This window comes from Methanomassiliicoccales archaeon (assembly GCA_026394375.1).
GTDB lineage: Archaea > Thermoplasmatota > Thermoplasmata > Methanomassiliicoccales > UBA472 > JAJRAL01.
Map to the genome: position 1 here is coordinate 1 of JAPKYJ010000017.1, position 23585 is coordinate 23585.

Below are 23585 nucleotides of genomic sequence, written 5' to 3' on the forward strand. Positions count from 1 at the left end.
GGTTCCGGGGGACCTGATCGGTTCAGCCCGGAAAGCTCTCCATTCGGGGGAAGGAGAGCACGAACGTGGCCCCACGGGGCACGGTGTTCTCCACTCGTATCTTTCCACCATATCTTTCCATCGTCTTCTGGACCAGGTACAGACCTAGCCCGGTGCCCTTGGTCTCTCCAAAGCGGTAGCCCTCGTGGAAGATCCTTCCCCTGATCCCCTCTGGAACACCCTTGCCATCATCTTCGACCCGCAGCTCGGTGTAGGGGCCAATGGTCTCGATGACGAAATCCACCTTCGTCGCTTTTCCATGCACCCTGGCGTTGCGGATTAGATTGTCTATGACAGACCCCAATGCAAGATCGGCCAGGACCCGCTCCATGGAGGTCATCTCATCTTTCATGGGGAGCCGCCTCCAGCATATTTCTTCGCCAGGTCGAGTGCAGCTGTGGCGTCGATCCCCATGTCATCCGCTTCGACTTCCCTCTAGAGCGCATGGTCGAAAACGAACGGCGCCCCTCCCACTACGATCTTAACGTTGCTTCCCTTGCTGGTCAATTGCTGCCGCAACTCCTTCACTTTCAAGGCGGCGCGGAGCATCAGCGTGGAAACGAATAGCACATCCACTTTGTCCTTAGAGGCCATTTCCGCCAACCCTTTTGCGTCCTGGCGTTTGTAGTTCATGATATCGAATCCCCCGGCCCTCACCACCGAATAGACGATCTTCTGACCTAGATCATGGTGGTCTTCGAGGTTGGCGATGGCCAGCCGTGGCTGGGTCTTGCGAATCTGCCTGGCCAGGGGGAGGTACTTGTCCAGGATCTTCTCGCAGATCCGGCCCCCCATGTAGATCTGCGAAAGGGCGATAGTTCCTTCCTGCCAGCCATTGCCGATGTCGCGCAACGCTGGGGATATCACTTTCTCCGCACACTCCAGGGGGGTCATGGTCTGCAATGCCTTGTTCACGACTCTCTCTGCCCTCGCCTCGTCTACGGAGATTAGGGCGTCCTCCAGCTCCATGACCAGGGAAGCCTCTTCGGTAATGCGGTCACTCTCCCTTCGTTCCGAAGAATGAATTCGAGGCCACCCAATATAACCCTGCTTATCCCAACTGTGTCGATGACCAATAGCGAAAAGGCGCGAACAGCGGGAGCACATGCCATGCTGGCATAGGCAAGCCTTTTTCTATGGCAATCAATCTCCCGCCGCTAGGTCCTCAAGCATCAACAAGTGGAGGAGAGGAACGGGATGACATTTTGGAGCTCGGCGTTCGGGGGTCATTTCGACCGGAGGCTCTGGGTCCTATTCGTGGGCCGCATCATCTCCGCCACGGGCTTCTCCATCGTCATGCCCTTCCTCTCCATATACTTCCACTCCTCCCTGGGCATATCCATGACCAGCATCGGGCTGGTCTTCCTCATCTCATCCGTCGCGGGGGCGATGGGGCAGCTCATCGGTGGCGAGATCGCGGACCGTTTTGGCAGGCGGAACGTGATGATCGCCTCCATGGGCAGCCGGGCCATGGTCTTCGTGCTGATCAGCGTGGTCATCGCCTCCACCAACTCCTTCTTGCTCATCGCGTTGCTGGTGGTCTGCAGCAACATCCTGGGTTCGCTATTCGAGCCGGCCTCGAACGCCATGGTGGCCGACCTGTGCGAGCCCAGCCGTCGGCTGGAGGCATACGGGCTGCTGCGCATCGGTCAGAACCTGGGCTGGACCATGGGCCCATTGCTGGGAGGGCTACTGGCGATAATGGGCTACTCTTCCCTCTTCCTGCTCACCGCCATGACCTCTGCCATCGCGGCCTTCATCATCCTCTTCATGGTGAGCGAGTCCATCCGGTCGAGCTTCAGGCGCAACGACTACAGCGTGTCCGATCTGCTGGACATCCGGAAGGATAGGAATTTCGCCGCCTTCTGCTTCATCTCGGTCCTGCTCTTCCTGGTGGTGGCGCAGATGTCCTCGGTGTACTCAGTGTACTCGCAAAGCGTGGTTGGCATCCATATCTACGAGGTAGGTTACCTATACGCCATCAACGGCATCATGGTGGTCTTCTTGCAGATGCCCGTGGCTCGCTTCATCGCGAGATACCGTATGACTACGGCAATCGCTTGGGGAGCGGTGCTCTACGCCATCGGCTATTTCGCGGTGGCGTTCTCCTATGACTTCTTCACCTTGGCCATTTGCATGGTGGTCATCAGCATGGGCGAGATCGTCACCTCGCCCTCTTCCATGAACTTGGTGGCGAACATGTCCCCGGAGAACGAGCGTGGCCGGTACATGGGGGTTTTCGGTCTGTTCCAGTCGTTCGGTTGGAGCATGGGACCGTTCGTCGGCGGACTGTTCATGGACGCCTTCGTGAAGGTGCCCTACCTGCTCTGGGGCGGGATATCGATGTTCGCCCTAGCCAGCGCGGTAGGCTATCTGGCCCTGAGGAAGCAGATGCCCGAAGAAAAGGACCGAGTGGGCATGAAGATGGTCAAGACCTAGAAAGGATTATGCGAGCAAGGAGCCCTCAGAGAAGCAGATGAAGGTCATCGGCGTCTTCACCGAGGATTTCCGCTTCTTCTACGAAGTGGTGCGGAGGCTGAAGGCGAGAGGGGAAGAGTTCATCTCCCTGGGTAAGGATGGAAAAGTGCCCGCATCGGTGGGAGTGGTGATCACCACGCCCAAGGAGAGGGGGGCAGTGGAATTCGAAGAGGTTGTGGCTGAAGAGGACCCGGAAAGGGCCATCGATCTGGCTCGCTGCGTTTTGGCCGGAGGCACCAAGTACCGCACCATCGTCATCGGCGTCGATCCAGGTAGCAGCACCGGCATCGCCGTCTACGGGGAAGGAAGGCTCTTGGCCGCGGAGGAGGTGAACTCCCCGGAGAAAGTGGCTCAGGTCCTGGCCAAGCTTCTTCCCTGTCTGGACTACTCACACTCCATCGCCCGCGTGGGGCATGGTGATAGCACCAAGCGAGATCGGGTCATAAGCTCCATCTGGGACAAGGTGGACGAAGTGGAGGTGGTGGATGAGACCGGCACCACCAAGCGATCCGGTCGTCCCGATGCCGAGGCGGCCAAGCGCATCGCTATGGCCAAGGGAAAAAAGATCACCACCGTTCCCGAGCCCCTGCCCACTCCCGGCGAGGTGCGCGACGTTCAGCGCCTATCGCGCCTAGCCTCCGGGGGCCAGGTGACCTTGCCATCGGGGCTAGCATCCTCAGTCGCCAAGGGAGAGATGACCATGGACCAGGCCCTTCAATCGCACCGCAAGCCTAGACGCGAACGTTCCTGAAGCCAGGCAACCGCGCGAGCACCATGCCTTCGGTGGTGATCGGTTCCAGCTTCCTCGACAGCCCGATGGCCTCCTGCAGCTTGGCGTCGTTCTCCGAATGGATGGTCAGCAGTGCCTCGCCAGCATCCACCTTGCTACCCTCTTTCTTGTGAATGTAGACCCCGGCACCCTTGTCCTTCGGCGCTCCGGAGGCTCGGGCGATCTTCACCAGCTGCTTGTTGTTGATGGCATTGACGTAGCCGGACTTCTTTGCCAATACGTCGAAGGTGAGCTTGCCTGGCACCAGGTCATCGGATCTGATGTTCGGGTTCCCGCCTTGCGCGGCCACGATCTCCCTGAACTTCTCCAGTGCCTTTCCGGAGACGAGGATCTCCCTTGCTCTATCCTCGCCCTTGGGAATGCCGCCCATCTCCAGCAGTATGCCGGAGAGGCCGAGGGCCTTCTCCACCACGCTGTTGGGCGTCTTGGAGCCTTCCAGGACCTGGATCGCCTCGCGTGCCTCCAAGGCCGGTCCGATGGCCCGACCTACCGGTTGCCCACCATAAGTGATGGCGCATTCCACCTTGATGCCCAGCCTCTCTCCAAGCTCGATGAAGTCTCGGGCGTAAGTCTTGGCCATTTCCATGGTCGGCACCTTGGTCCCGTTGCCCATGGGGATGTCAACCAGCAGGAAATCGGCGTTCACCGCCTTCTTCTTGGACATGACCGATGCCAGAAGCTGAGCGTGCGGGTCCACTCCCAAGGGATATTCCACCCGGATGATGACGTCGTCCGCTGGGGCTAGGTTCAGTCCCCCTCCCCAGGCCATGATGCCTCCCGTGCTCTCCGCGATTTGTTTGAGTTCGTGCGCGCTGAAGTCCACCAAGGCGAACGCCTCTACAACATCCGCGGTACCGGCGGCGGAGCTTATCGCTCGAGAAGAGGTCTTTGGTATGAGCAGTCCCGCCGCGGCCACGATCGGAACAACGATCAGCGTCACCTTGTTCCCTGGCACTCCACCCACGGAATGGAAGTCGAAGACCGGGGAGCGGTCGAACTGGATGGTCTCGCCGGTCTCCACCATGGCCAGGGTCAGGTCCGCCGTCTCCCGGATGTTCATGCCGTTGATGTGCAGGGCGGTGACGTAGAAGGCCAGTTCCACGCTTGACAATGACCGAGTAACGATGTCTGAGACGAGAGCGCGTATCTCCTCGGTGGTTAGCTCGAGCCCGTCCATCTTCTTGCGGATGTAGTCCACCGATTCCGGCTTGCCGGTCGGGGTCACATCTAGCAGCTCGCCCGCCTCCGGCCCGATGTACTGGAACGCCCTTCCCAGGAGGCCCACTTCCCCTTTCATGAGGAAAGTGTCCGTGGTCTGCACTATCGCCGTCACGGTGGAATCCTCATGCTTCACCCGGACCCGGTCCTGTTCGTGCACGCCCATTTCCAGGCAATCTTCCACGTGAAGGAGGGTGGTGATCTCGCCCGTGTCCATGTCGATGTATTTGGCCTTGAGCTTCATGCTTCAACCCCATTTCTGCAGCGCCAGACGGAGCTCCTCATGCCCCTTGGCGTATTTCTCCAGGTCAATGCCCGCGACGGCGGCATCCACCGCCTGCACCATGGCCTTTGCCCCACCTCGCACCCCCATAGGATGTCCGGCGACGCCCCCTCCTGCCTGGATCTGTACGTTCTTTCCGGCGATGTGGATGATCTTGTGCACTAGGGCGGGATGCACGCCCCCCGAGGCGACGCACATCACTGGTCTCAGCTTTCCCATCTTGTTCTGGCAGGCGTGCTGCGAGGCCAGGTCCTCCCTGGGATCGCCTTGCATCTTGCCCACCCCATAGGTGCCGATGTGCAGCGCGTCCCCGCCGCACATGCGGACGAGCTGCGCCATGACGCTCCAAGCCACCCCATGCTCCTTGCTGCGCGTGAAAGCGGCGTGCATGGTGCGGTGAACGTGGATCGGCACCTTAATGGATGGGTCCTCGGCCAAAGCCTGGACGGCAGCGAAGCCGGAGGTGAGCACATCCACCATGAGCTCCTTGGCCCCGAGCTGCTGTGCCCTCTCGGCCACCTCCAAGATCTCGTCCCCTCGGGTGGAGACGTTGATGGCGTGGATGATCACGTGCCCGGTCTCCTGCTTCACCCGGTCGATGGCCTCGGCGACGGCCACTACCCTTTCCTCCAGGGGGCAGAACCTCTGGTTCACGAGCGTCTCGTCGTCCTTGCCGTTGGTCAGGCCGCCCATGCCCGATTCGTAGATGTAGTTCGCGTATCCGCTCGGCGGCAATCCGATCTTGGGCTTGACGATCGTCCCTACCAGCGGCTTGGTGGGTCGCTTGAGGATCCGGCGCATCCCCTCCACTCCGAACTTGGGGCCCTTGAACTCCTTTAGGATGCAAGGGGGGAACGCGCAGTCCTCCAGCCTCACTCCCTTGAGCGCGTCCAGGCCGAAGAGGTTGCCGGAGATGACGCTCAGTATCTGTGGCACGCCTCCGACATCCAGGCTGAAATCCTCCACTGGGTAGGCGATGACCGCCATGTCCCCTTTGATATCGATGACCTTCGCGCCATAGGCTTCGAACACCTTCTCCGTAAGAGTGCTCACCCCCGTCCACGTGCCGGTCGATTGCTCCGTGGCGATGGCCGCCGCGGCCTGTTTCATGGGCAGGTCCGTTCTCACTTTGTAGGTGCAAACAACATGCCGATCCGGGTCCAGCCTCTCCCCCAAATGAAGGTATTTCTCACAGTATTCCATGCTATCGCCCTTTGCCTTCTTGGCTCCCGAAAAGAGATCCCTGACCGAGCTCCTTGACTATGATCTCGTATGCCGCGTAGGGCGAGATGACGCCCGCCTCGGTGATGATGGCGTCGATGTACTCCGGAGGCGTGGCGTCGAAGACCGGATTGAGCACCTTGGTCCCAGGCGGAACCTCATCGGACCGGACGATCTCCTCGGACTCGCGTTCCTCGATCTCCACCAGTTCGCCGTACATCGTGCGAGTGGAGAATTTGAACGTCTCCGCGCAGACCATGACGGGGACGCGCGCCTCATGTGCGGATAGCGCGATCTGCGACGTGCCGATCTTATTCACCACCGCGCCATTGGAGCAGACCGTGTCCGCCCCCACCACCACGGCATCGATGCGTTTCATCAGCCAGCGGGCCGCACTATCCACTATGAGCGTGGTTCCGATGCCCTCTTTGCCGAGGTCCTTGATGGTCAGCAGCCCCTGTCTCCACGGCCTCGACTCGGTGGCGAAGACCTCGATGTGCTTGCCTTCCTTATGGGCCTGGATGATCACGGCCAGAGCGGCCTTGCTGTTGCAATGAGTGAGGATCTTGTCCCCATCCCTGATCCTCCGTGCTCCGAAACGACCGATGATCTCCACTGCCTCCTTGGATCGGAGGATGAAATCATCCGCGTTCTTGATCACTCGGCGCCTCAGGTCCTCTACTTCCTTCGCCTCCGAGGTGTTCTTGAATACCGACTGGACGCCATTCCATAGCGAAACGGCGGTGGGACGGGAGGACAGCAGCGTCTCTCTTCCCGCGTCCAGGTAGCGGCGGAACTCGTTCAGATCGTTGCCGTGGAACTCCAGAGCCTCTTGCTTGAGAGCCTCTGCGCTCTTCCTGGCGATTTCCGCTGCCCCACGGATCTCCATGCGCCTGATGGCCGCCGCGACGTCCTCTGCTCCCAATTCGCTTACCTCTCGACCGTCAGTTATCCAAGTTTCCTGGCATTAAACCTTGTCCTGGGTGAGGGGCGAGGGATCAATGGCTGAGGAAATCCGCCAAGGAGACCAACCCCATGGTGTTCAGCACGTCCTGGGCTTCCAGCCAACCTCTTCTGGCGGTAGCCACCCCGTAGCGCATATTGTCCAGCTGCGCGATGGAGTGCGAGTCTGTGCTTATAGCCACCCTCACCCCCATCTCCTTGGCCTTTCTGCAGTAGATATCGTTCAGGTCCAGCCTCTCAGGGAAAGCGTTGAGCTCCAGACAGACCTCATGGTCCTTGGCCGCCTGCATCACCCGGTCCATGTCCAGCGCATATGGTTCCCGCTGCTCCAGCACCCGACCGGTCGGATGTGCCAGTATGGTCATGTTGTCATTGGACAGAGCGGTCAGAACGCGCTCGGTCATCTCCTTCTCCGGCATGGTGAACTTGGAGTGCACCGCCCCCACCACGAAATCAAGCTCCCTGAGAACGTCATCTGGATAGTCGAGCTTCCCGCTTTCCAATATCTCCACCTCCGCCCCGATGAGCACCTTCACCTCCACCAGGCTGGAGACGTTGCGGGCGATGTCCATGTTCCCTCGCAAGCGCTCCACGGATAGTCCATTGGCGACCTTGAGCGCCTCTGAGTGGTCCGTGATCCCTACGTACTCGTAGCCTTTGCGCTTGCAGACATAGGCGATCTCCTCGATGGTGGCGTTCCCATCGCTGGCAAGGGTGTGCACGTGGAGATCGCCGCGGACGTCATTCAGTCCTACCAGGCTCGGTAGGCGGTGCGCGATCGAAGCCTGGATCTCGCCCCGGTTCTCGCGCATCTCGGGCGGCATGATCTCCAGCCCCAGGGCATGGTAAATATCCTCCTCTCCTTCCCGGGCGACCACCTCGTTCGAGTCCTTCCTAAATAGGCCGTACTCGTTGAGCTTGAGCCCCCGATCGATGGCCATTTGTCGTAAGGCCACATTATGGTCCTTGGAGCCGGTGAAGTACTGCAGGGCAGCGCCATATTGGACTTCCTCCACCACCCGCAGATCCACTTGCACCCCCTCGCGAAGGCGGACGCTGGCTTTTGTCTGCCCTCGTTCCACGACCTCCTCCACCTGGGGATGGGTGGTGAAGATGTCCATCACCCATTGCGGGTCGTTGCTGCCCGCCAAGATGTCGATGTCCCCGATGGTCTCCTTCATGCGGCGGAGGCTGCCACCCAAGCTCACCTTCTCCAGGCTCGCCTTCCTGCGGATGTACTCCACCATGCCCTCGGCCACCGGATAGGCGTATCCAAGCAGCATGCGTCCGCTGCGTCTCTCCAGCAGAGCTATTCCATGAAGAACGCGCTCTTCGGACCGCTCCCCGAACCCCTTAAGCTCCCGGATCTGGTGCTGCTCCGCAGCATGTTTGAGATCCGCCAGGTTGGTGATCTTCAGCTCCCTGTACAGGTGCATGGCCGTCTTCGGCCCGATGTCCGGCACATCGATGATCTGCAGCAGTCCGGCAGGGAACGCCTCTTTGAGCTCGTCGAGATAGCGAATGTGGCCGGTGGAAAGCATCTCCTCGATCTTCTTGGCTATGGCCTCCCCTACCCCCGGTATCTCGCGCAATCCGCCCTCCTTCCGAATCTCCTCCAGCTCTTTGGTCAGCGATTCAATGTTGCGCGCGGCCTTGCGGTAGGCGGTGGGCTTGAACTGCACTCCCTGTAGCTCGAGGATATCCGCCACCTCGTAAAGAACCCGGGTCACTTCGGAATTCCTCATCTTCTCCTAGCGACTATGTGGCTGCCCGAGGATAAATGATGTTCGCTTCCTTGCAGCTAGGACCCCGAGGCGGGCATCGAATCGCGGTTCAATGCCTGGTGGTAACTCCGATCGGGCCAGCATCCATTCTCGACCCTGCCCCAGTCATGCCATTTCATAGCTCGTTTTCCCATAGCACTTAAAATAGACGTGAATGGAATAGTCACCCGAGGTGGTGAGAATGGTAGCGCCAAATCCCTTCGTTTCGGCCAAGGAGCACGTGGACCGCGTTGGCAAGTTGTTGGGCCTAGAGGATTGCGTCATCGAGATGCTCAAATCGCCGCGGCGGGAGCTGGGGGTCAACTTCCCAGTGAAGATGGATAATGGTTGCATCCGCATCTTCTCCGGTTACCGGGTCCAGCACAATTCCGCGCGCGGGCCATGCAAAGGAGGCATCCGCTATCATCCGAACGTCACTCTGGACGAAGTGCGAGCGCTGGCCATGTGGATGACCTGGAAGTGTGCCGTGGTAGGCCTCCCTTACGGCGGGGCAAAGGGCGGGGTCATCTGCAATCCCAAGGAGTTGAGCAAGGGCGAGCTGGAAAGGATCACCAGGCGCTATACCAGCGAGATCTCGATCATCATCGGACCGCAGATGGACATTCCTGCTCCGGATGTGTACACGGACGCGCAGACCATGGCCTGGATCATGGACACCTACAGCATGGGTGTGGGGTACTCGGTCCCTGGTGTGGTCACCGGCAAACCGATAGAGATTGGCGGTTCCAAGGGAAGAGAGGAGGCGACCTCCCGAGGGGTCATGTACATCGCCCAGGAGGCGGCCCGGGTGAAAGGCATGGATCTGAAGGGGGCGAGAGTGGCGATCCAAGGCTTCGGCAACGTCGGCTGGAACGCGGCCCGACTGCTTCATCAGGAGGGAGGCGCCAAGGTCATCGCCGTGAGCGATTCTAGCGGGGGCATCTACAACGAGAAAGGCCTCGATCCGCTGAGCGTCTCCGAGCACAAGAAGAAGACCGGGAGCGTTCAGAACTACCAGGGAGCGAGGAACATCACCAACGAAGAGCTGTTGGAGCTCGATTGCGATGTCCTCGTGCCAGCTGCGCTGGAGAACGTCATCACCAAGGAGAATGCCCCTCGAATCAAAGCCAAGATCATAGTGGAAGGGGCGAACGGACCGACCACTCCCGAAGCGGACCGGATGCTCTCTGACAAGGGGATCATGATCATGCCCGATATCCTGGCGAACGCGGGGGGAGTGACGGTCAGCTACTTCGAATGGGTGCAGGACCTGCAGTTCCTCTTCTGGACCACGGACCAGATAAAGGAGAGGCTGAAGGAGATCATGACAAATGCCTTCGCCCGGGTGCACGAGGTCGCGGAGAGCAAGAAGGTGGACCACCGCACGGCCGCCTATATGCTGGCGTTGAAGGAGGTCGCCCGGGCTTTCGAGCTGCGTGGCGTTTACCCCTGAGAATAGGGATAAGGCTGGATTGATCCACGGACGAGGAGCACCGTGTGCGAGGGATTGACGTTCTGGCACATGAGCTGGGCCTGGAATTCGACTATCTACCGGTCAGAATCACTCACGCCGGGCGGACGGAGGAACGAAGCATCTTCCAGAACCTGGAGCTGAGGTCAGGGACATCAAAGATCGACACGGAGATCCTTACTGGGGAGTCAGGGCAATCCGCCGACGTTTTTTCGACCGAAATCTCTGTCTCCAGGTGAGAACGCGCCCCTTCTACTCTCGGTGGATACAGGCCAGCGTGAGCTCTCCTCTACTCTTCTCCGCCCTCGCGCTCCAGGGCCTTGAGGTCCTTCTCCTCAAAGATAGATGGGTCTATGGGCAGCAGGAGCATCGCCTTCGCTAGGTATACCTGGTCCCGCACCGTGGAAAGGAACTTGAGCACACCCTTGAAATCGTTCTGGGTGACCAGGTATTCCAATCCTTCAAGGACCACCACCCCTCCCTTGTTCTCAGTGGAGAATGACTTGATCATGGTGGTGAGCTTCGGCAGGTCCGTAGGCGAGACGAAGGCGTCCTTCTTCCCTAGGTCGCAGCCTTCCTCTTTCACGCATTCGGTCTTCGTGAGCCAGACCATGTTGCAGTCGACGGAGTGCTTCTTCCTCACCGTCTCCGGCGGGGTGCGTAAGATGCATAAGCCTGCCCTTCCTTTCGCAGTCTCCTCCATCAAGATGGCCAGGGGCCTTTCCAGACGCTTGTCGCGGATGATGACCGTACTCCCTGGTTCATAGGCCAGGGGCGTCTCCTCCGTCTGGGCCTTCGAAGTGGGTTTCGAGTCCACATCTGGCGGAGGTGCAGTTGTTCGCTCCTCTTCCTTGACATGGACCTTTGGGGCGGCATCCAGATCGATATCCATTTCCCTCGCCAGGCGACGCTTGCGTAGCACGATGCGTTGGGGGATATCGGACTTGCGGCTCTTGGCCAGTATCTGGATCTCCCGGGAGGTGTAGCCCTTCATGGTCAAGGAGATGAGCTCCTCCCACGCGTCCTTCAGTCCTTCCTCGTAGCCCTTCAGGTACCCCTTGGCGAAGACGTCGTCCTCTGGCATCCGCATCCCTGGGTGAATGAAGCGCGATTCGCATTAACAACCTTTTCCCTCAGGTTTGAGCCAAAGGTTCTTATCGTGCCTTTGTCCCTCCACCGCCTCGATGGGCAGGGTGGTGCGCTTCCGAGGCGTCAAGGCCACGCCGAAATCGTTGGAGAAGGAGATACTGACCAAGGCGGGTCGCCTAGCGGACGACCCCTCTCTCCTCATCCCCAAGTGCGAAGGCAAGTGCTGGCGCTGCCCCTTCGACAAGATGCTGAAGAAGATGGAGAAGGTGCAACGCCATCGGGACGACCCGGAGCAGCTGCAGAGCATGGCCACATATGGTGATCAACTAGTGAGGGCATATGCTGCCACCATCTCCTTGGCCGCATCGGGCAAGATCCCCTTCATGACCACCAAGCAGTTGCCATCTGGGATCGTCTCCTTCGCAGTGCGCGGTAAGGTGGACCCGGAGAAGCTCATAGGGGTGCAATACCTCGACGACCCGGAATTGCGCCTATTGGCCTACTGGGAAGAGGCCAGGGCCCAGAACCTGCACATCTACTCCAGCGGCGCCGGGCTATGGTGCTCTTCCGAAGGGCCGAGCGCTCCCAAGGAGTACGTAGAGGAGATGATCTCCCAGGCGCCTTACGAGTTTCAGCTCGATGGGACCTGCGGGCATCCCGATTCGATCTCCGGCTTGGTCATTCGCTGGAGCTCGGCGGAGCGGGAACTCTTCGTCTGCCAGGACTGCGCCGGGGACGTGAACCTCCTGCACCACCTGGCAAGCCGGATCGCGGCCCCCGATCCCTTGGATGATTTCCAGGTCGACGTTCGCTACTCGCCTCGCTGCACTTCTACCTCGGCAACATGCGGCTGTCGGGAGCGCTCCCCCCTTGACCAGGGGCTGCTGGACGACTACAAGGCGAGCAAGATCGACGACCAGACGCTCATCTCCAAGGCTAGGGATGGGTGGAAGTCGAGGCTGCGATCGCACGGGCACAAGGTACTGGTGCTGGGCGACGCCTGCTACCAGGGTAATGTGGAGAGCTTCTTAGCGGATCTCAAGGGCAGCGAGGCGGAGAGGAAGGCGGTGGAGGGCCTGCTGCGTTCCAAGCAGGTGGCGGTCGTCACCGAGTCGGACCAGGCGGGGAAGGTCATCGCCGAGCTTTGGGCGGACCATCATGATGAGCTGCTGGCACAGGTGGCCAGTGCGGACGTCGTCCGACAGCTGCGCTCAAGTTCGGGGAACATGACGCCCGCGCAGGTGGTGAACGAGGGCTGGAGGATGGAGCTGGCCAAGAGCATCTCCTCCAGGCTGCCAGAGTACGAGGGCTTGGGAGAACTGGCTTCGATCGCGGACACGCTGGCCCGGGCGTTCAAGGTGGAGGGCAAGGCGGCCATGGTCCGCGCCCTGGACCGCGTGCGTCTGAAGGACCACAAGAGCAAGGCCGTGGCCTATGGCTTCCTGGCGGCGGCGGGGGAGGCAGAGGGCAAGAACTGGCAGTTCACCAAGGAAGAGGTGGATTACGGCCTCTACTTGAAGGATTTCGCGTCCAAGATGCTGGAAGGAGAGAGAGATGACTACGATGAAGCGATGCGCGCATTGCTCTCCGCCAGTGGCAGTTCGGAAGCGCCCAAGAGGAAGAGATAGGGCTTACAAGGCGCGGAAATCGATGACATAATGCGAGATGGCAGGAGCGAAGGACTTCACTTCACCCAGGCGAAGGACCTCGATCCCTCGCTCTCCGGCTGCTGAGTGGATGTTTGCCATAGTTCTTTGTGGAAAGAGGTCGACAGGACAGGTCTCGTGGTAGTGGATGATGCCACCCGGCCTCACCAGGCTGAGGGCCTTGGGCAAGAACTCGTGCGTCGTGCCCACATATCCCATGATGATCCGGTCAGCGAATCCCTGACCGGGAAGGGAGCGGTTGTCCCCCAGGTACGGGACCACGGCATCGTGCACGTGGTTGAGGGCGACGTTCTCCATCAGGTAGTGGTGAGCGGTGGGGTTGATCTCACAGGCGATGACCCTGGATGCCTTGGCATACTTGGCGATGGGCAGGGTGAAATAGCCGATGCCAGCGAACATGTCCACCACCGTCTCCCCGCGACAATCCAGCTTCGCCATCCTCTGCTTCTCTTCCTTGTTGCCAGAGGAGAACATGATCTTGGCCACATCGAGCTTGTAGAGGATCCGATTCTCCCGGTGCACCGTCTCCGTGCCTTGACCATAGATCACCCTCATCTGGGGCGTGCGGTAGGTGCCTTCGATGGCGCCTAGCTCCTGACATACGGTCCGGGCCTTCAGCACGTGAGCATAGGCGGAGGCGATGCGCTCCTTCTCCACCTCCAGCTCCGGAGGAAGGCGGAGCACCAGCACATCGCCCAAGAGCTCCCATTTGCTCGGAAGGAGTCGCTCCAGTTGCCTTGGGAGTCCAAGGCGGGCCCGCACCTCCGTCAAAGGACTGCAGTAGACGGTCCTCCTCTCTCCCGCGCCTTCCACGACCTCGTAGCCGAGCGATCTCACCTCGACGCTTTCCGTGCCCTCCCTCAAAGGAATAAGAATGTGGTCGCCATCATCCACGATGCGCACGTCCCGGTTCACCGCGTCCAAGCGCATGAGCTGCTTTCGTGCCTCTTGACCGCGGGACCGGGGCACCTTGACGAAACGCATCGTTCCCTCCACCAGAGCGTGAGTATTTCATATTTATTCAGGTCAGTGCCACAGCATGGAACGCAGGAACTGAGGGGCGAACTTGATCAGCGAGGGCGCCGCCTTGAGGATCGACGACGCCAACACCGTCGGAAAATCGATGTCGCCATCGCTCAGCAAGGAGAGCACCTCCGGTCGGTCCAAGGTCTGCCGGACCTCGTCCAGTTTCTTGTCCTGCAGCCTCACATAGGCCTTGCGCAACATGTATCCTCGTTCGAGTTCCTTGCCGATTTCCTCCTTCCAACGGAGCTGATAGGTGGAAAGGGCACGGGGGCTGAAGTCGTTGCTTTGCAGCGATTCCAAGGCGGTGGCGGCGGCGCATCGTCCTGCCACCAACCCGGTGTAGATGCCTCCACCGCTCAACGGCTTGGCCTGCCCGGCCGCGTCACCCAGCAACATGACCCGTTCCGCATAAGTGCGCGAAGGCGGGCCCAGGGGTATGATGCCGGAGACGGTGGATATCCTTCGCTTCTCCGCCATCCCCAGTCTCTTGAGCAATGGATTGAGGTAGGCTACCGGCGGGCCGTGACCGGGCGATACGCACACTCCGACCCTAGTGAAATCGTCGCAGGGGATCTCCCAGGCGAAGAAGCCCGGGGCCACGTCCTTTCCCACGAACACATGCACGCGCTTCTGGTCATCGAGTCGGTGGGCGACGTCCATTTGGATGCCTCGCACCGTGTCCTTGGGCTGGCCCAGGCCGACGCTCTTGGCCACATTTGACTTGTAGCCGTCGGCTCCAATGATCAATCTGGCTAGATAGGACGAGCTGCCGTTGCCGCTCCGGGAGCGGATGCTCACGCCCTCACCTTCAAGCGACAGGCCGAGGAATCGCTCGCCCTGCCTCAGCTCCACCCCGCGGTCCACGGCCTTCTCCATGCAATGCTGGTCGAATCGGGCCCGGTCAAGGACCACCGCTTTGGTCCCTTTCCCTTGGATATCCAGAGTGCCTCCGGCCGGGAAGTGGAAAGTGACCGAGTCGAGCCGGTTGATGACCGTGTCCCGGGCACTCACCATCTCCACCACCCTAGGGGCGACGAGACCAGTACACTGGACCGGCTGTCCGACCCGTTCATGCTCCTCCAGCACTACGGTCTTCGCACGGTCCGCCACCGAGGAGGCGAACATCGCTCCCGCGGGCCCCGCCCCCACCACCAGGAAATCGCACTCCATCGTCGTTTGAGAGGCGGAGCGGGCTATTTCACCTTTTTCTCAGTCCCGGGGACGGATAGACTGCCCTTGGTCGCCCAGCTCCAGATGGGAGATGTTGACCAGGAGGAGGGCGAGCGATGCCACGGCGATGACCGCGGCCACGCTTGCCCATGCCAAAGACCGGTCCGCGCTCCCTCTGGGCATGCCCATTTATCACGTGCTGGCCGCTATATAATTATTCCCCGTTCCACCTCTTCTCCGAATGGCGACCCTCAGTCTGGAACGAGCTCTTTTAGATCTCGGTGACAGCACTCAGGAGACCCGCCTCTTCTGGCCGCTGGTCATCCCGAATTGTCTAGGCATATGCTCTTGGCCTAGCGCTTGGTCACTTTCTCCCAGTCCTTCTGGAAGCGCTCGATTCCTATGTCCGTGAGCGGGTGCTTGAACATCTTCTTCAGCACGTCGTAGGGGACGGTGGCGATGTCCGCGCCCATGCGTGCGGCCTGCGCCACATGGATGGGATGCCTGACAGAAGCCACGATGACCTCCGTGCCGTATTCGTAATTGTCAAAGATGTCCAGGATCTCGGCGATGAGGTCCATGCCGTCCTGGCCGATATCATCCAGCCGGCCGACGAATGGTGATACATACGCCGCACCGGCCTTAGCGGCCAGCAGCGCCTGGTTGGAGGAGAAGATGAGCGTCATGTTAACCTTGATGCCTTCCTTGGCCAGCGTTCTGGTGGCCTTCAATCCCTCCTCGGTCATGGGCACCTTGATGACGATGTTCTCGTGGAGTTTGGCCAATTCCTTTCCTTCCTTGATTATGTCCGCGGCCTTGGTGCTCATGGCCTCCATGCTGACCGGTCCGCCCACGATCTCGCATATCTTGCGCACCAGGGCCTTCGGCTCGGTGTTCTCCTTGGCGATGAGGGTGGGGTTGGTCGTGACCCCATCCAGGATGCCCCAGCTGTCCACTTCCGCGATCTGCTCGATATTGGCCGTGTCGATAAAGATCTTCATCTCATCTCCTCCGCATGACTTCCTCTGTGGCCTCGATGATCTTGTCGGACGTTAGACCGTACTTGCGCATGAGTTCCTCCCCTTCCCCGGACTCGCCGAAGGTGTCCATGATGCCCACGCGCTTCATGGGAACGGGATCATGCTCTCCCAGGTAGCAGGCCACGGCGCATCCCAGTCCGGAGACCACGTTATGCTCTTCGGCGGTGACGATGCCGCCGGTGCGCTTGACCGCGTCCGCCAAAGCCCTCTCGTCCAATGGCTTGATGGTGCTCATGTTGATGACCTGGGCAGAGACGTTGCGCTTGTCCAAGGACTCCGCGGCCTCCAGGCAGCGCGACACCATGACGCCACAGCCGACGAGGGTGATGTCAGAGCCATCCCTGAGGACCACGGCCTTTCCGATCTTGAAACCCTCCTCCGGGTCGGTCACGGTGGGAAAGTCCAGTCGGCCCATGCGCATGTAGCACGGTCCTGCATGTTCTGCTAGCGCTTTGGTCCCCCTGAACGTCTCCGGCGCGTCCGCCGGCACCACCACGGTCATGTTGGGCAAGGTGCGCATCAATGCCACATCCTCGCCGGTCTGATGGGAGGCTCCGTCCCCGCCCACGGTGATGCCCGCGTGCGTGGCCACGATCTTCACATTGAGCTTGGGATAGGCGATGCTCTGCCGGATCTGGTCCCAGCAACGGCCGGTGGCGAAGACGGCGAAGGTGGAGGCGAAGACCACCTTGCCCGAAGCGGCCAGTCCGGCGGCCGTCCCCATCATGTTCTGCTCGGCGATGCCGCAGTTGAAGAAATGTTCCGGGAACTCCTTGGCGAAGTCCGCCGTACGGGTGGAGGAGGAGAGGTCGGCATCGAGCACGACCACATCCTTGCGCGTTTTGCCCAGTTCGATGAGCGCCCGGCCGTACTCCTTGCGCTGCGAGGCATAGGACCACTTCATACTTCCTCCCCCAGCTCCTTGAGCGCTTTCCTGGTCTCTTCGTCGTTCGGGGCCTTGCCGTGGAAGGAGAGCGCGTTCTCCATGAACGAGACCCCTTTTCCTTTCACGGTGTGAGCGATGATCATGGTGGGCTTCCCCTTCACATCCTTGGCCTTATCGCAGGCATCAAGGATCTGACGCATGTCGTGACCGTCGATCTCCACCACGTGCCAGCCGAACGCCTTCCATTTCTCGGGCAATGGCTCCACGGACATGATCTTCTCCGTGGGGCCGTCGATCTGCAGCTTGTTGCGGTCGACGAATGCGGTGACGTTATCGAGCTCGTAGTGCGCCCCCAGCATGGCCGCCTCCCAGATCTGTCCGCTCTCCATCTCGCCGTCGCCGCAGATGCAGTACACGCGGTAGCTCTTGCGGTCCAGCTTGCCGGCCAAGGCCATGCCATTGCTGACGCTCAGCCCCTGGCCCAGGGAGCCGGTGGACATCTCCACCCCTGGGAGCTTAGAGCGCGAAGGGTGACCTTGCAAGCGGCTTCCTAGCTTGCGCAAGGTCAACAGCTCATCAATGGGAAAGTAGCCACTCTCCGCCAAGGCGGCATAGTATGCCGGCGCGGCGTGACCCTTGGAAAGAACGAAGCGGTCCCGGTCCTCCCACGTGAGGTCGTGGGGTCGATGGTTCATGACCTTGAAGAACAGGGCCGAGAGGATATCGGCCGATGACAACGAACCGCCCGGGTGCCCGGAACCGGCTGCCCTGGTCATCCTAATCACGTGTCTCCGAATCAGGTTGGCCTTCTTCTCCAACTCGCAGATTACATCGTCAGGATAGGCGACCAAATGGCACACCTCAGGATGGGGCTTTTGGAATAACCGGATGCGTGTTAAAATACTTTTGTCGTTGTTTGATTCCTGTGGGGACGCAAACCCGGTCGATGGGCATTTATGCGCGCTCATGCTTTCTCAATCATATGGTAACGTCCTTCGAGGTCCCGGTGGAAGGCAACGAGGTCTTGAGAAAGGTCGTCGACCGCATCAACGCCGACATCGAGCTTAAGACCTATTGGAGGGCGAGCAACGTCACCGCCATCGAGCGCCTTGGCTACAACGATCACGGACCAACGCACATTCGCATCGTGGCCCGGTCCGCGCTAAAGATGCTGCGCTACCTGGTGGAGGCGGGCCAGGAGCCGGGCATCGTGCGCAGCTATGACATGAGGAAGGAGGACGCCGAAGTGGTGGTGGTGCTGGCATCAGCCCTGCACGATATCGGCCACGCCGTGCACCGGGAAGGCCACGAGGAGTATTCCGTCGCCCTGGCACCGGAGATCATCAAGCGCCTGCTCCGCGGTCTATACAACGAGGCCGAGACCACCGTGGTCACGGTGGAGATCCTGCACGCCATGATCACTCATCGCACCGACCTAAGGCCCCTGACTCTTGAAGCGGGAGTGGTCCGGGTGGCGGACGCTTTGGACATGGAGAAGGGAAGGGCGCGGATACCGTTCCGGGCGGGGAGCGTGAACATCCACTCCGTCTCGGCTCTGGCCATAGACCGGGTGAGGGTGACCAAAGGTGACGAACGCCCCATCAAGGTGGAGATATGGATGAACAACTCCGCTGGCGTATATCAGATAGATGAGCTCCTGAAGGAGAAGGTCGAGAAGTCCAACATCCGGGACTTCATGACCATCGTCGTGCACGCTCCTCACGAGGAGTTGCGCATCGTCCAGGACCTGAAGTTCTAGGCGCTCAGTCGCTCTCTATCCTGGGCGCCAGGAGATAGCTGACCGTGCCCTTGCCGTCGGCGATGACGAACTCCATCTTCACCGGATAGTCGTTGCCCAGGTGCATAGAGACCACCGTTCCCACGGAGATCGCCCGGACCATGTTGGAGAAGTAGTCCAGGGGGAACAGCGAGCGCACATTTTCCTTGCATTCCAACGACACCAATAGGTCCTTGGGTAGCTTCAGGCTGACCGAGTCCGTGTCGCCCTCGGACACCATCTCGAAGCCCTCGGGCGTTACAGTGAGTGCGATATGATCGGAGATGCTCTCCGCCGCCTTGATTCCCTTCTGCAGTTCCTCGGCGGTGATGGCCACCTTGGCCGGTAAATTGAGGTTCGGCACTTTGGGGTCACTCATGCCCGTAGTGTCCACCAGGTTCATTCGCCTGGTCACATTGCCCACGTTGACCACCAATCGGTTCTTGTCTTCGTCCTGGGCGAGGGAGATGACGTCCCCCGCGCGGGAGAGCCGAAGCACTTCCTTGATCTTGTCCAGGTCTATCCCCAGCTCGGTATCGTCCGCCTCGAACTCCTCGAACGCGGACTGCTCGAGCTTAAGGTCGATCATGGCCACGTGAGCGGGGTCTACCGCCTTGAGCGCGACCCCTTTCGAATTGATATTGAACTTCGCCTCATCGACTAGGGTCGAGACGACATCTACGAGCCCCTTGAGTGTCTCAGACTTCACCTTGGCTTGGAACAAATGCTCCCCTCCCGCTCGATAATCGCGTTTGGTTTAATAAAGATTCCCTGAACAATCAGCCTGGACTAGTATTCGCGCCAGGAATGGCTGCATTTAACGCACCGGTAGATCTTGGTCTCCGGTTCATCGGCGGCCCGGGTCTGTCGCAGCACCCAAAAAGCCTCATTGTTACCGCACGTGGGGCACTCCACATTGGTCCGGGGGAGGGTAGGGGCGATGGATTCGATGATCAGCATCTCCTTCACCTTGGTCTGGGTGGTGAACACCTGCTTGGAGCCAGAGGTGGATCGCTCCTGGCCGCATTTGCCGCATCTAAAAGTGCCATTCTGAGGAAACATCAATGATCTGCAAGTTGGACAGAACATTTTGGGACCGCCGCAGGCGTGGAAAAAAGTAGCCGTATAAGAATCCTTCGGCCCAAGCCTTCGGCGAGTACGTGTGCGATCGGTCGTGCTAGCCCGGCTCAAATGTACTCGTAGCCGCCCTCGTTCTGCTCCTTCTCAGGAGCGGGGGGTTTCTGCACTGGCCGCTTGGCCGCCCGGGCCGCCAGACCGGCGGCGGGAGACCGCTGTCGCACTTTGCGCTCGACCTTCTTCTGTTCCTGCTCCATCGCCCGGACGCGCCCCTCGACGGCACGCCTGGTGCGCGGGCTCTCCTGGGACGCCTGCTCGGCGATATGACGGCGGGTGGTGTGCACCGGCTGCTCCACGGACTCATCGTCCACCTGCGCGTCTCCTTCCAGCGGCTGTAGGTCCGCAAATCCCCTTTGCTCGTCGAGATCGGCTTCTGCCGACCTCGGCCTGGAGCGGATGAAAGATCGTGTTCTGAGGGGTGCCCGGTCGGGCTCCATGTCCCGGCCGACCATGATGTTTGTCTTATGCCCGCCGTGCTCTGACACGTATTCGAGCTCCCTGCGGGTCTGCATGGCCATGATGCCCCCGATATAGGCGAAGGCCAAGGTGAGGATGTAACTGTCAAGCCTGAGCAGGATTACAGAGTGCACCGCTCCCATGAATGACTGGATGTATAGCAGCGCGAAGGAGATGTATGGATCGGCTATCGGTATCCCAGTCGAAGAACCATTGAAGATGTTCCGCGGGTCAAGGTTCACGCCATTGATGGTGCTCGGAAGCAATCCGACATCGAAACAGAGCATGATGACGAAGATGAACATGACCGGCACGAGCGCCGCCAGGATCGCTCTTTTCGGCGAGCCAGCCCTTCTGCCCCCTACGTAACCGGCGATCATCTGGCCGAAGATCGGCAGCCACCAGAGCAGCAAGGTGAGGACCAAGGTGTACTTCACTGCCCCCCAGAAGCTGTATGCCGCCTCGGCTCCTCGGAAGCGCTTCAGCTCCTGGTCATCGCCTAGGTCCGAGAGCCGGTACACTCCGCCGCGAAGCAAGGAGTGAGTGGTCTCATCGTCATCTCTTTTTCCTCTGCGAAGTAGCACTCCCATCCCTTCGGTCGGACGAGTGTCCGACAGAGCCCATTATGTGCTGGTCACTATAAAGACTTTTTCCGCTGGGTAGAAGCCAGCGAGACCGACTAACGTGGATAATAGCAGAACAGCCCGTTTCGCATGAGCGCGTCTCGAGTGCTCTCGATAGTGACGGTCGCGGGCCGGGTCTGGTGCTCCAGGATATCGTCGAGTGGCGTCCCAAGGAAGCTGGCAAGCATCTTCAGCCGGTCGACAGGAAATGGTTGGTAGCCCAGCAGGATCTGGCGGATGGACCAGCCGGGGTGTACGCGAGAACGGTAGCCCAGCTCTCGACCCAGCTTGTTTATGCTGCCCGCTCTTTCGATGCCCTCCTTGATGAGCATCACGCGGTAGCTCGAATTGAGCCAAATCTTGTTTGGATCATGTTCCGGCCTGCCGAAGGTGAACCGGTCCAAGGCATTCTCTGACACGACCCTCCCGATTATCGAGGGGGGCTAATGAATTTTTCGACGTTTGTCGCAATTATGTCGATACCCCTATTCGTCAATCAGCAAAGCAATCACGGTTCGACTTGATTCTCCTCGGCGGGACTATGCTCCGAGGTCCTCTGGGTTTCTGATTCGTTCGCAATGTCATTCCCGTCCCTCCTGATCCATGAGAACATAGGGGCTGGATAGTTGAAGCCAGATGAAGAAACGCCTCTGGAACGCAGACAGCACTGCACGACCTTGGAATCTTCTGGTCCCTCGTTCCTACTAGAAGTGGACCGACAAACCCTTATATGAATTTCAATTTAGCCACTTTGAAAAGATGAAGACCCACAGGAAGGTCCTCAGCCTCCAAACGGAGAGGGAGGGCAGCATCGTTGACCTCACTTCAGAGGTCCGACAGGCGGTGGCTAGTTCCAACATGGACAGCGGCCTGGCCTGCGTGTTCGTGCCCCACTCCACCGCGGCCATATTCACCATCGAGTACGAGCCAGGGGTCCAAAAGGACATGAGGGAGGCGTTGCAGAGGCTCTTCCCCAAAGGGATCGACTACGAACACCACAAGGCCTGGAACGACGGCAATGGGCATTCGCACGTCCGAGCTTCGTTCCTGGGCTCATCGCTCACCCTGCCCTTCTACGAGGGCGAGGTGCAGCTGGGAACGTGGCAACAGGTGGTGCTCATGGAACTGGACAACGGCGGTAGGAACCGCACGGTCATCATCCAGATCATTGGCGAAACAGGCAGAGAGGCAACAGCATGAAGATCAAATTCCTTGGCGGGGCGGACGTGGTGGGCAGAATGGGCATGCTCATGTACAACAAAGGAGCGACCTTGCTTTTCGAGTACGGAATGTCCGCCACCAAGCCACCTAGCTTTCCCGAGCCGGCACCCCCGGTGGACCACGCGCTACTGACGCACTGCCACCTGGACCACTGCGGAATGATCCCTTGGCTTTGCGCCCGGTACGACACGAAGATCGCTGCCACGCCCTCCACCATCGCCGTCTCGCAGCTCATCATGCAGGACTCGATCAAGGTCGCGGACTCAGAAGGATATCGCAGGCAATATCAGCCGGAGGATATTCGGCGGGCCATGTCGTCCTTCGTTCCCTTGGCCTTCGGCGATGTGTTCGACGTCGGTGGGTTCGAGGTGGAACTGCACTCCGCCGGTCACGTTCCCGGAGCGGCCATGTTCGAGCTGCGCGGCGACCAGACGACGCTCTTCACCGGCGACATGCACACTTACAACACCCGTCTGGTGTACGGGGCACATCCGGTCAAGTGCGACAATCTCATCATGGAGGCGACCTATGGGGGTAGGCTGCACCCGGACCGGCTGAAGACGGAATACCAGTTCATCCAGAAGGTGAAGGAGGTCGTGGGCCGGGGAGGCAAGGTCATCGTGCCCTGCTTCGCCGTGGGCCGCACCCAGGAGGTCATGCTTATCCTCAAGGATATGAAATTGGACATGTGGGTGGACGGCATGGGCAGGACCGTGAACCGCCTGTACCTCGATTATCCCGAATACCTGCGCAACGAGAAGCAGTTCAAGCAGGCGCGCAACCGTTTCAATGAGGTTCGCACTCCATCAGGAAGGGACCGAGCGCGCAAAGGCAATATCATTGTCACCACCGGTGGCATGATGGACGGCGGACCGGTCATGGAGTACCTGAAGGTGGTCAAGGACGATCCCAAGAGCGCCATCCTGCTCACTGGCTTTCAGGTCGACGGTTCGAATGGCCGCATGCTTTTGGACAAAGGCAAGATCCTCTACAAGCGGCCAGGGGTGGCCGAGCTACTGGTGCCCGAAGTGGCCCAGGAGATGAAGATCAAGTGCGAGGTGCAGCAGTTCGACCTGTCGGCGCACGCGGATCACAACGAGCTCCTGGCTTTCGTCCGCGGTTGCGACCCGGAGAAGGTGGTGCTCATGCACTCCGATACCCGGGAAGCGCTAGCGAAGGACCTGGAGGACGAGTACCAGGTCATCCTGCCGAAGACCAACCAGGAGATCGAGCTCTGAGTTGGTAGGAGCGATCGCCCTCTCCTTGT

The 23585-nt window shown here is 59.9% G+C and carries 24 protein-coding genes; 7 read left to right on the plus strand and 17 right to left on the minus strand.

The window, feature by feature from the left end; genetic code table 11:
* Positions 1 to 22: 22 nt before the first annotated feature.
* Both NT137_03985 and NT137_03990 read right to left on the minus strand, forming a co-directional pair.
* On the minus strand, positions 23 to 391 hold the full coding sequence (locus tag NT137_03985) for a HAMP domain-containing sensor histidine kinase (protein ID MCX6652497.1): 369 nt from the start codon (positions 389 to 391) through the stop codon (positions 23 to 25).
* A gap of 83 nt (positions 392 to 474) precedes the next feature.
* Positions 475 to 1008 (minus strand): cobalamin-dependent protein, encoded by a 534-nt coding sequence (locus NT137_03990; GenBank protein ID MCX6652498.1) that lies wholly within the window; start codon positions 1006 to 1008, stop codon positions 475 to 477.
* A 210-nt stretch (positions 1009 to 1218) separates the two neighbouring features.
* Between NT137_03990 and NT137_03995 the strand changes: the two genes are divergently transcribed.
* Together NT137_03995 and NT137_04000 are read left to right on the plus strand one after the other, a co-directional pair.
* Positions 1219 to 2478, plus strand: coding sequence for an MFS transporter (locus NT137_03995; GenBank protein MCX6652499.1), 1260 nt, complete (start codon positions 1219 to 1221; stop codon positions 2476 to 2478).
* A 37-nt stretch (positions 2479 to 2515) separates the two neighbouring features.
* Positions 2516 to 3268 carry a hypothetical protein gene (locus tag NT137_04000; GenBank protein ID MCX6652500.1) on the plus strand — a complete coding sequence of 251 codons (753 nt, stop codon included), beginning with the start codon at positions 2516 to 2518 and terminating at the stop codon, positions 3266 to 3268.
* Here the strand turns inward: NT137_04000 and NT137_04005 are convergent.
* The 4 genes from NT137_04005 to polX form a co-directional block, all read right to left on the minus strand.
* Positions 3249 to 4769 (minus strand): AMP phosphorylase, encoded by a 1521-nt coding sequence (locus tag NT137_04005; protein MCX6652501.1) that lies wholly within the window; start codon positions 4767 to 4769, stop codon positions 3249 to 3251. The genes NT137_04000 and NT137_04005 overlap by 20 nt on opposite strands.
* A gap of 3 nt (positions 4770 to 4772) precedes the next feature.
* On the minus strand, positions 4773 to 6011 hold the full coding sequence (locus NT137_04010) for a RuBisCO large subunit C-terminal-like domain-containing protein (protein ID MCX6652502.1): 1239 nt from the start codon (positions 6009 to 6011) through the stop codon (positions 4773 to 4775).
* Between the two features lies 1 nt (position 6012).
* The gene (locus tag NT137_04015; protein ID MCX6652503.1) at positions 6013 to 6954 is read right to left on the minus strand and encodes a ribose 1,5-bisphosphate isomerase; all 942 of its coding nucleotides are present in this window, start codon (positions 6952 to 6954) and stop codon (positions 6013 to 6015) included.
* 73 nt (positions 6955 to 7027) lie between these two features.
* A complete protein-coding gene (gene polX / locus NT137_04020; GenBank protein ID MCX6652504.1) occupies positions 7028 to 8737 on the minus strand; it encodes a DNA polymerase/3'-5' exonuclease PolX in 1710 nt (569 codons plus the stop codon).
* Positions 8738 to 8957: 220 nt separating this feature from the next.
* Here polX and NT137_04025 point away from each other — a divergent pair, with 220 nt between their 5' ends.
* A complete protein-coding gene (locus NT137_04025; protein MCX6652505.1) occupies positions 8958 to 10208 on the plus strand; it encodes a Glu/Leu/Phe/Val dehydrogenase in 1251 nt (416 codons plus the stop codon).
* A 307-nt stretch (positions 10209 to 10515) separates the two neighbouring features.
* Here NT137_04025 and NT137_04030 read toward each other — a convergent pair whose 3' ends face one another.
* Complete coding sequence (locus NT137_04030) at positions 10516 to 11310, minus strand: DUF835 domain-containing protein (GenBank protein ID MCX6652506.1); 795 nt, start codon at positions 11308 to 11310, stop codon at positions 10516 to 10518.
* Positions 11311 to 11410: 100 nt separating this feature from the next.
* Between NT137_04030 and NT137_04035 the strand changes: the two genes are divergently transcribed.
* Positions 11411 to 12943, plus strand: a complete 1533-nt coding sequence (locus NT137_04035) for a hypothetical protein (GenBank protein MCX6652507.1) — start codon at positions 11411 to 11413, stop codon at positions 12941 to 12943.
* Between the two features lie 3 nt (positions 12944 to 12946).
* Here the strand turns inward: NT137_04035 and NT137_04040 are convergent, their stop codons facing one another.
* The 6 genes from NT137_04040 to NT137_04065 form a co-directional block, all read right to left on the minus strand.
* Positions 12947 to 13966: a class I SAM-dependent methyltransferase family protein gene (locus NT137_04040; GenBank protein ID MCX6652508.1), complete on the minus strand. Its 1020-nt coding sequence runs from the start codon at positions 13964 to 13966 to the stop codon at positions 12947 to 12949.
* 42 nt (positions 13967 to 14008) lie between these two features.
* On the minus strand, positions 14009 to 15178 hold the full coding sequence (locus NT137_04045; protein MCX6652509.1) for an NAD(P)/FAD-dependent oxidoreductase: 1170 nt from the start codon (positions 15176 to 15178) through the stop codon (positions 14009 to 14011).
* A gap of 39 nt (positions 15179 to 15217) precedes the next feature.
* The gene (locus NT137_04050) at positions 15218 to 15361 is read right to left on the minus strand and encodes a hypothetical protein (protein MCX6652510.1); all 144 of its coding nucleotides are present in this window, start codon (positions 15359 to 15361) and stop codon (positions 15218 to 15220) included.
* Positions 15362 to 15531: 170 nt separating this feature from the next.
* Positions 15532 to 16179 (minus strand): fructose-6-phosphate aldolase, encoded by a 648-nt coding sequence (gene fsa, locus NT137_04055; protein ID MCX6652511.1) that lies wholly within the window; start codon positions 16177 to 16179, stop codon positions 15532 to 15534.
* 1 nt (position 16180) lies between these two features.
* Positions 16181 to 17122, minus strand: a complete 942-nt coding sequence (locus NT137_04060; GenBank protein MCX6652512.1) for a transketolase family protein — start codon at positions 17120 to 17122, stop codon at positions 16181 to 16183.
* Positions 17119 to 17955 carry a transketolase gene (locus NT137_04065; protein ID MCX6652513.1) on the minus strand — a complete coding sequence of 279 codons (837 nt, stop codon included), beginning with the start codon at positions 17953 to 17955 and terminating at the stop codon, positions 17119 to 17121. Before NT137_04065 ends, NT137_04060 begins: the two co-directional genes overlap by 4 nt.
* A 131-nt stretch (positions 17956 to 18086) precedes the next feature.
* On the opposite strand from NT137_04065, the gene NT137_04070 reads away from it, so the two are divergent.
* Positions 18087 to 18863 (plus strand): HD domain-containing protein, encoded by a 777-nt coding sequence (locus NT137_04070; GenBank protein ID MCX6652514.1) that lies wholly within the window; start codon positions 18087 to 18089, stop codon positions 18861 to 18863.
* Positions 18864 to 18867: 4 nt separating this feature from the next.
* On the opposite strand, the gene pcn is transcribed toward NT137_04070, so the two are convergent.
* The 4 genes from pcn to NT137_04090 form a co-directional block, all read right to left on the minus strand.
* Entirely contained in the window at positions 18868 to 19590 is a 723-nt protein-coding gene (gene pcn, locus NT137_04075) for a proliferating cell nuclear antigen (pcna) (GenBank protein ID MCX6652515.1), read from the minus strand.
* An 80-nt stretch (positions 19591 to 19670) separates the two neighbouring features.
* Entirely contained in the window at positions 19671 to 19970 is a 300-nt protein-coding gene (locus NT137_04080) for a transcription factor S (GenBank protein ID MCX6652516.1), read from the minus strand.
* A gap of 98 nt (positions 19971 to 20068) precedes the next feature.
* Positions 20069 to 21058: a hypothetical protein gene (locus NT137_04085; GenBank protein MCX6652517.1), complete on the minus strand. Its 990-nt coding sequence runs from the start codon at positions 21056 to 21058 to the stop codon at positions 20069 to 20071.
* Positions 21059 to 21153: 95 nt separating this feature from the next.
* Positions 21154 to 21516, minus strand: a complete 363-nt coding sequence (locus tag NT137_04090) for a hypothetical protein (GenBank protein ID MCX6652518.1) — start codon at positions 21514 to 21516, stop codon at positions 21154 to 21156.
* A gap of 340 nt (positions 21517 to 21856) precedes the next feature.
* Here NT137_04090 and NT137_04095 point away from each other — a divergent pair, with 340 nt between their 5' ends.
* The gene (locus NT137_04095; GenBank protein MCX6652519.1) at positions 21857 to 22297 is read left to right on the plus strand and encodes a secondary thiamine-phosphate synthase enzyme YjbQ; all 441 of its coding nucleotides are present in this window, start codon (positions 21857 to 21859) and stop codon (positions 22295 to 22297) included.
* Complete coding sequence (locus tag NT137_04100) at positions 22294 to 23556, plus strand: MBL fold metallo-hydrolase (GenBank protein MCX6652520.1); 1263 nt, start codon at positions 22294 to 22296, stop codon at positions 23554 to 23556. The genes NT137_04095 and NT137_04100 overlap by 4 nt, the downstream gene beginning before the upstream one ends.
* The last annotated feature ends 29 nt before the right edge of the window (positions 23557 to 23585 follow it).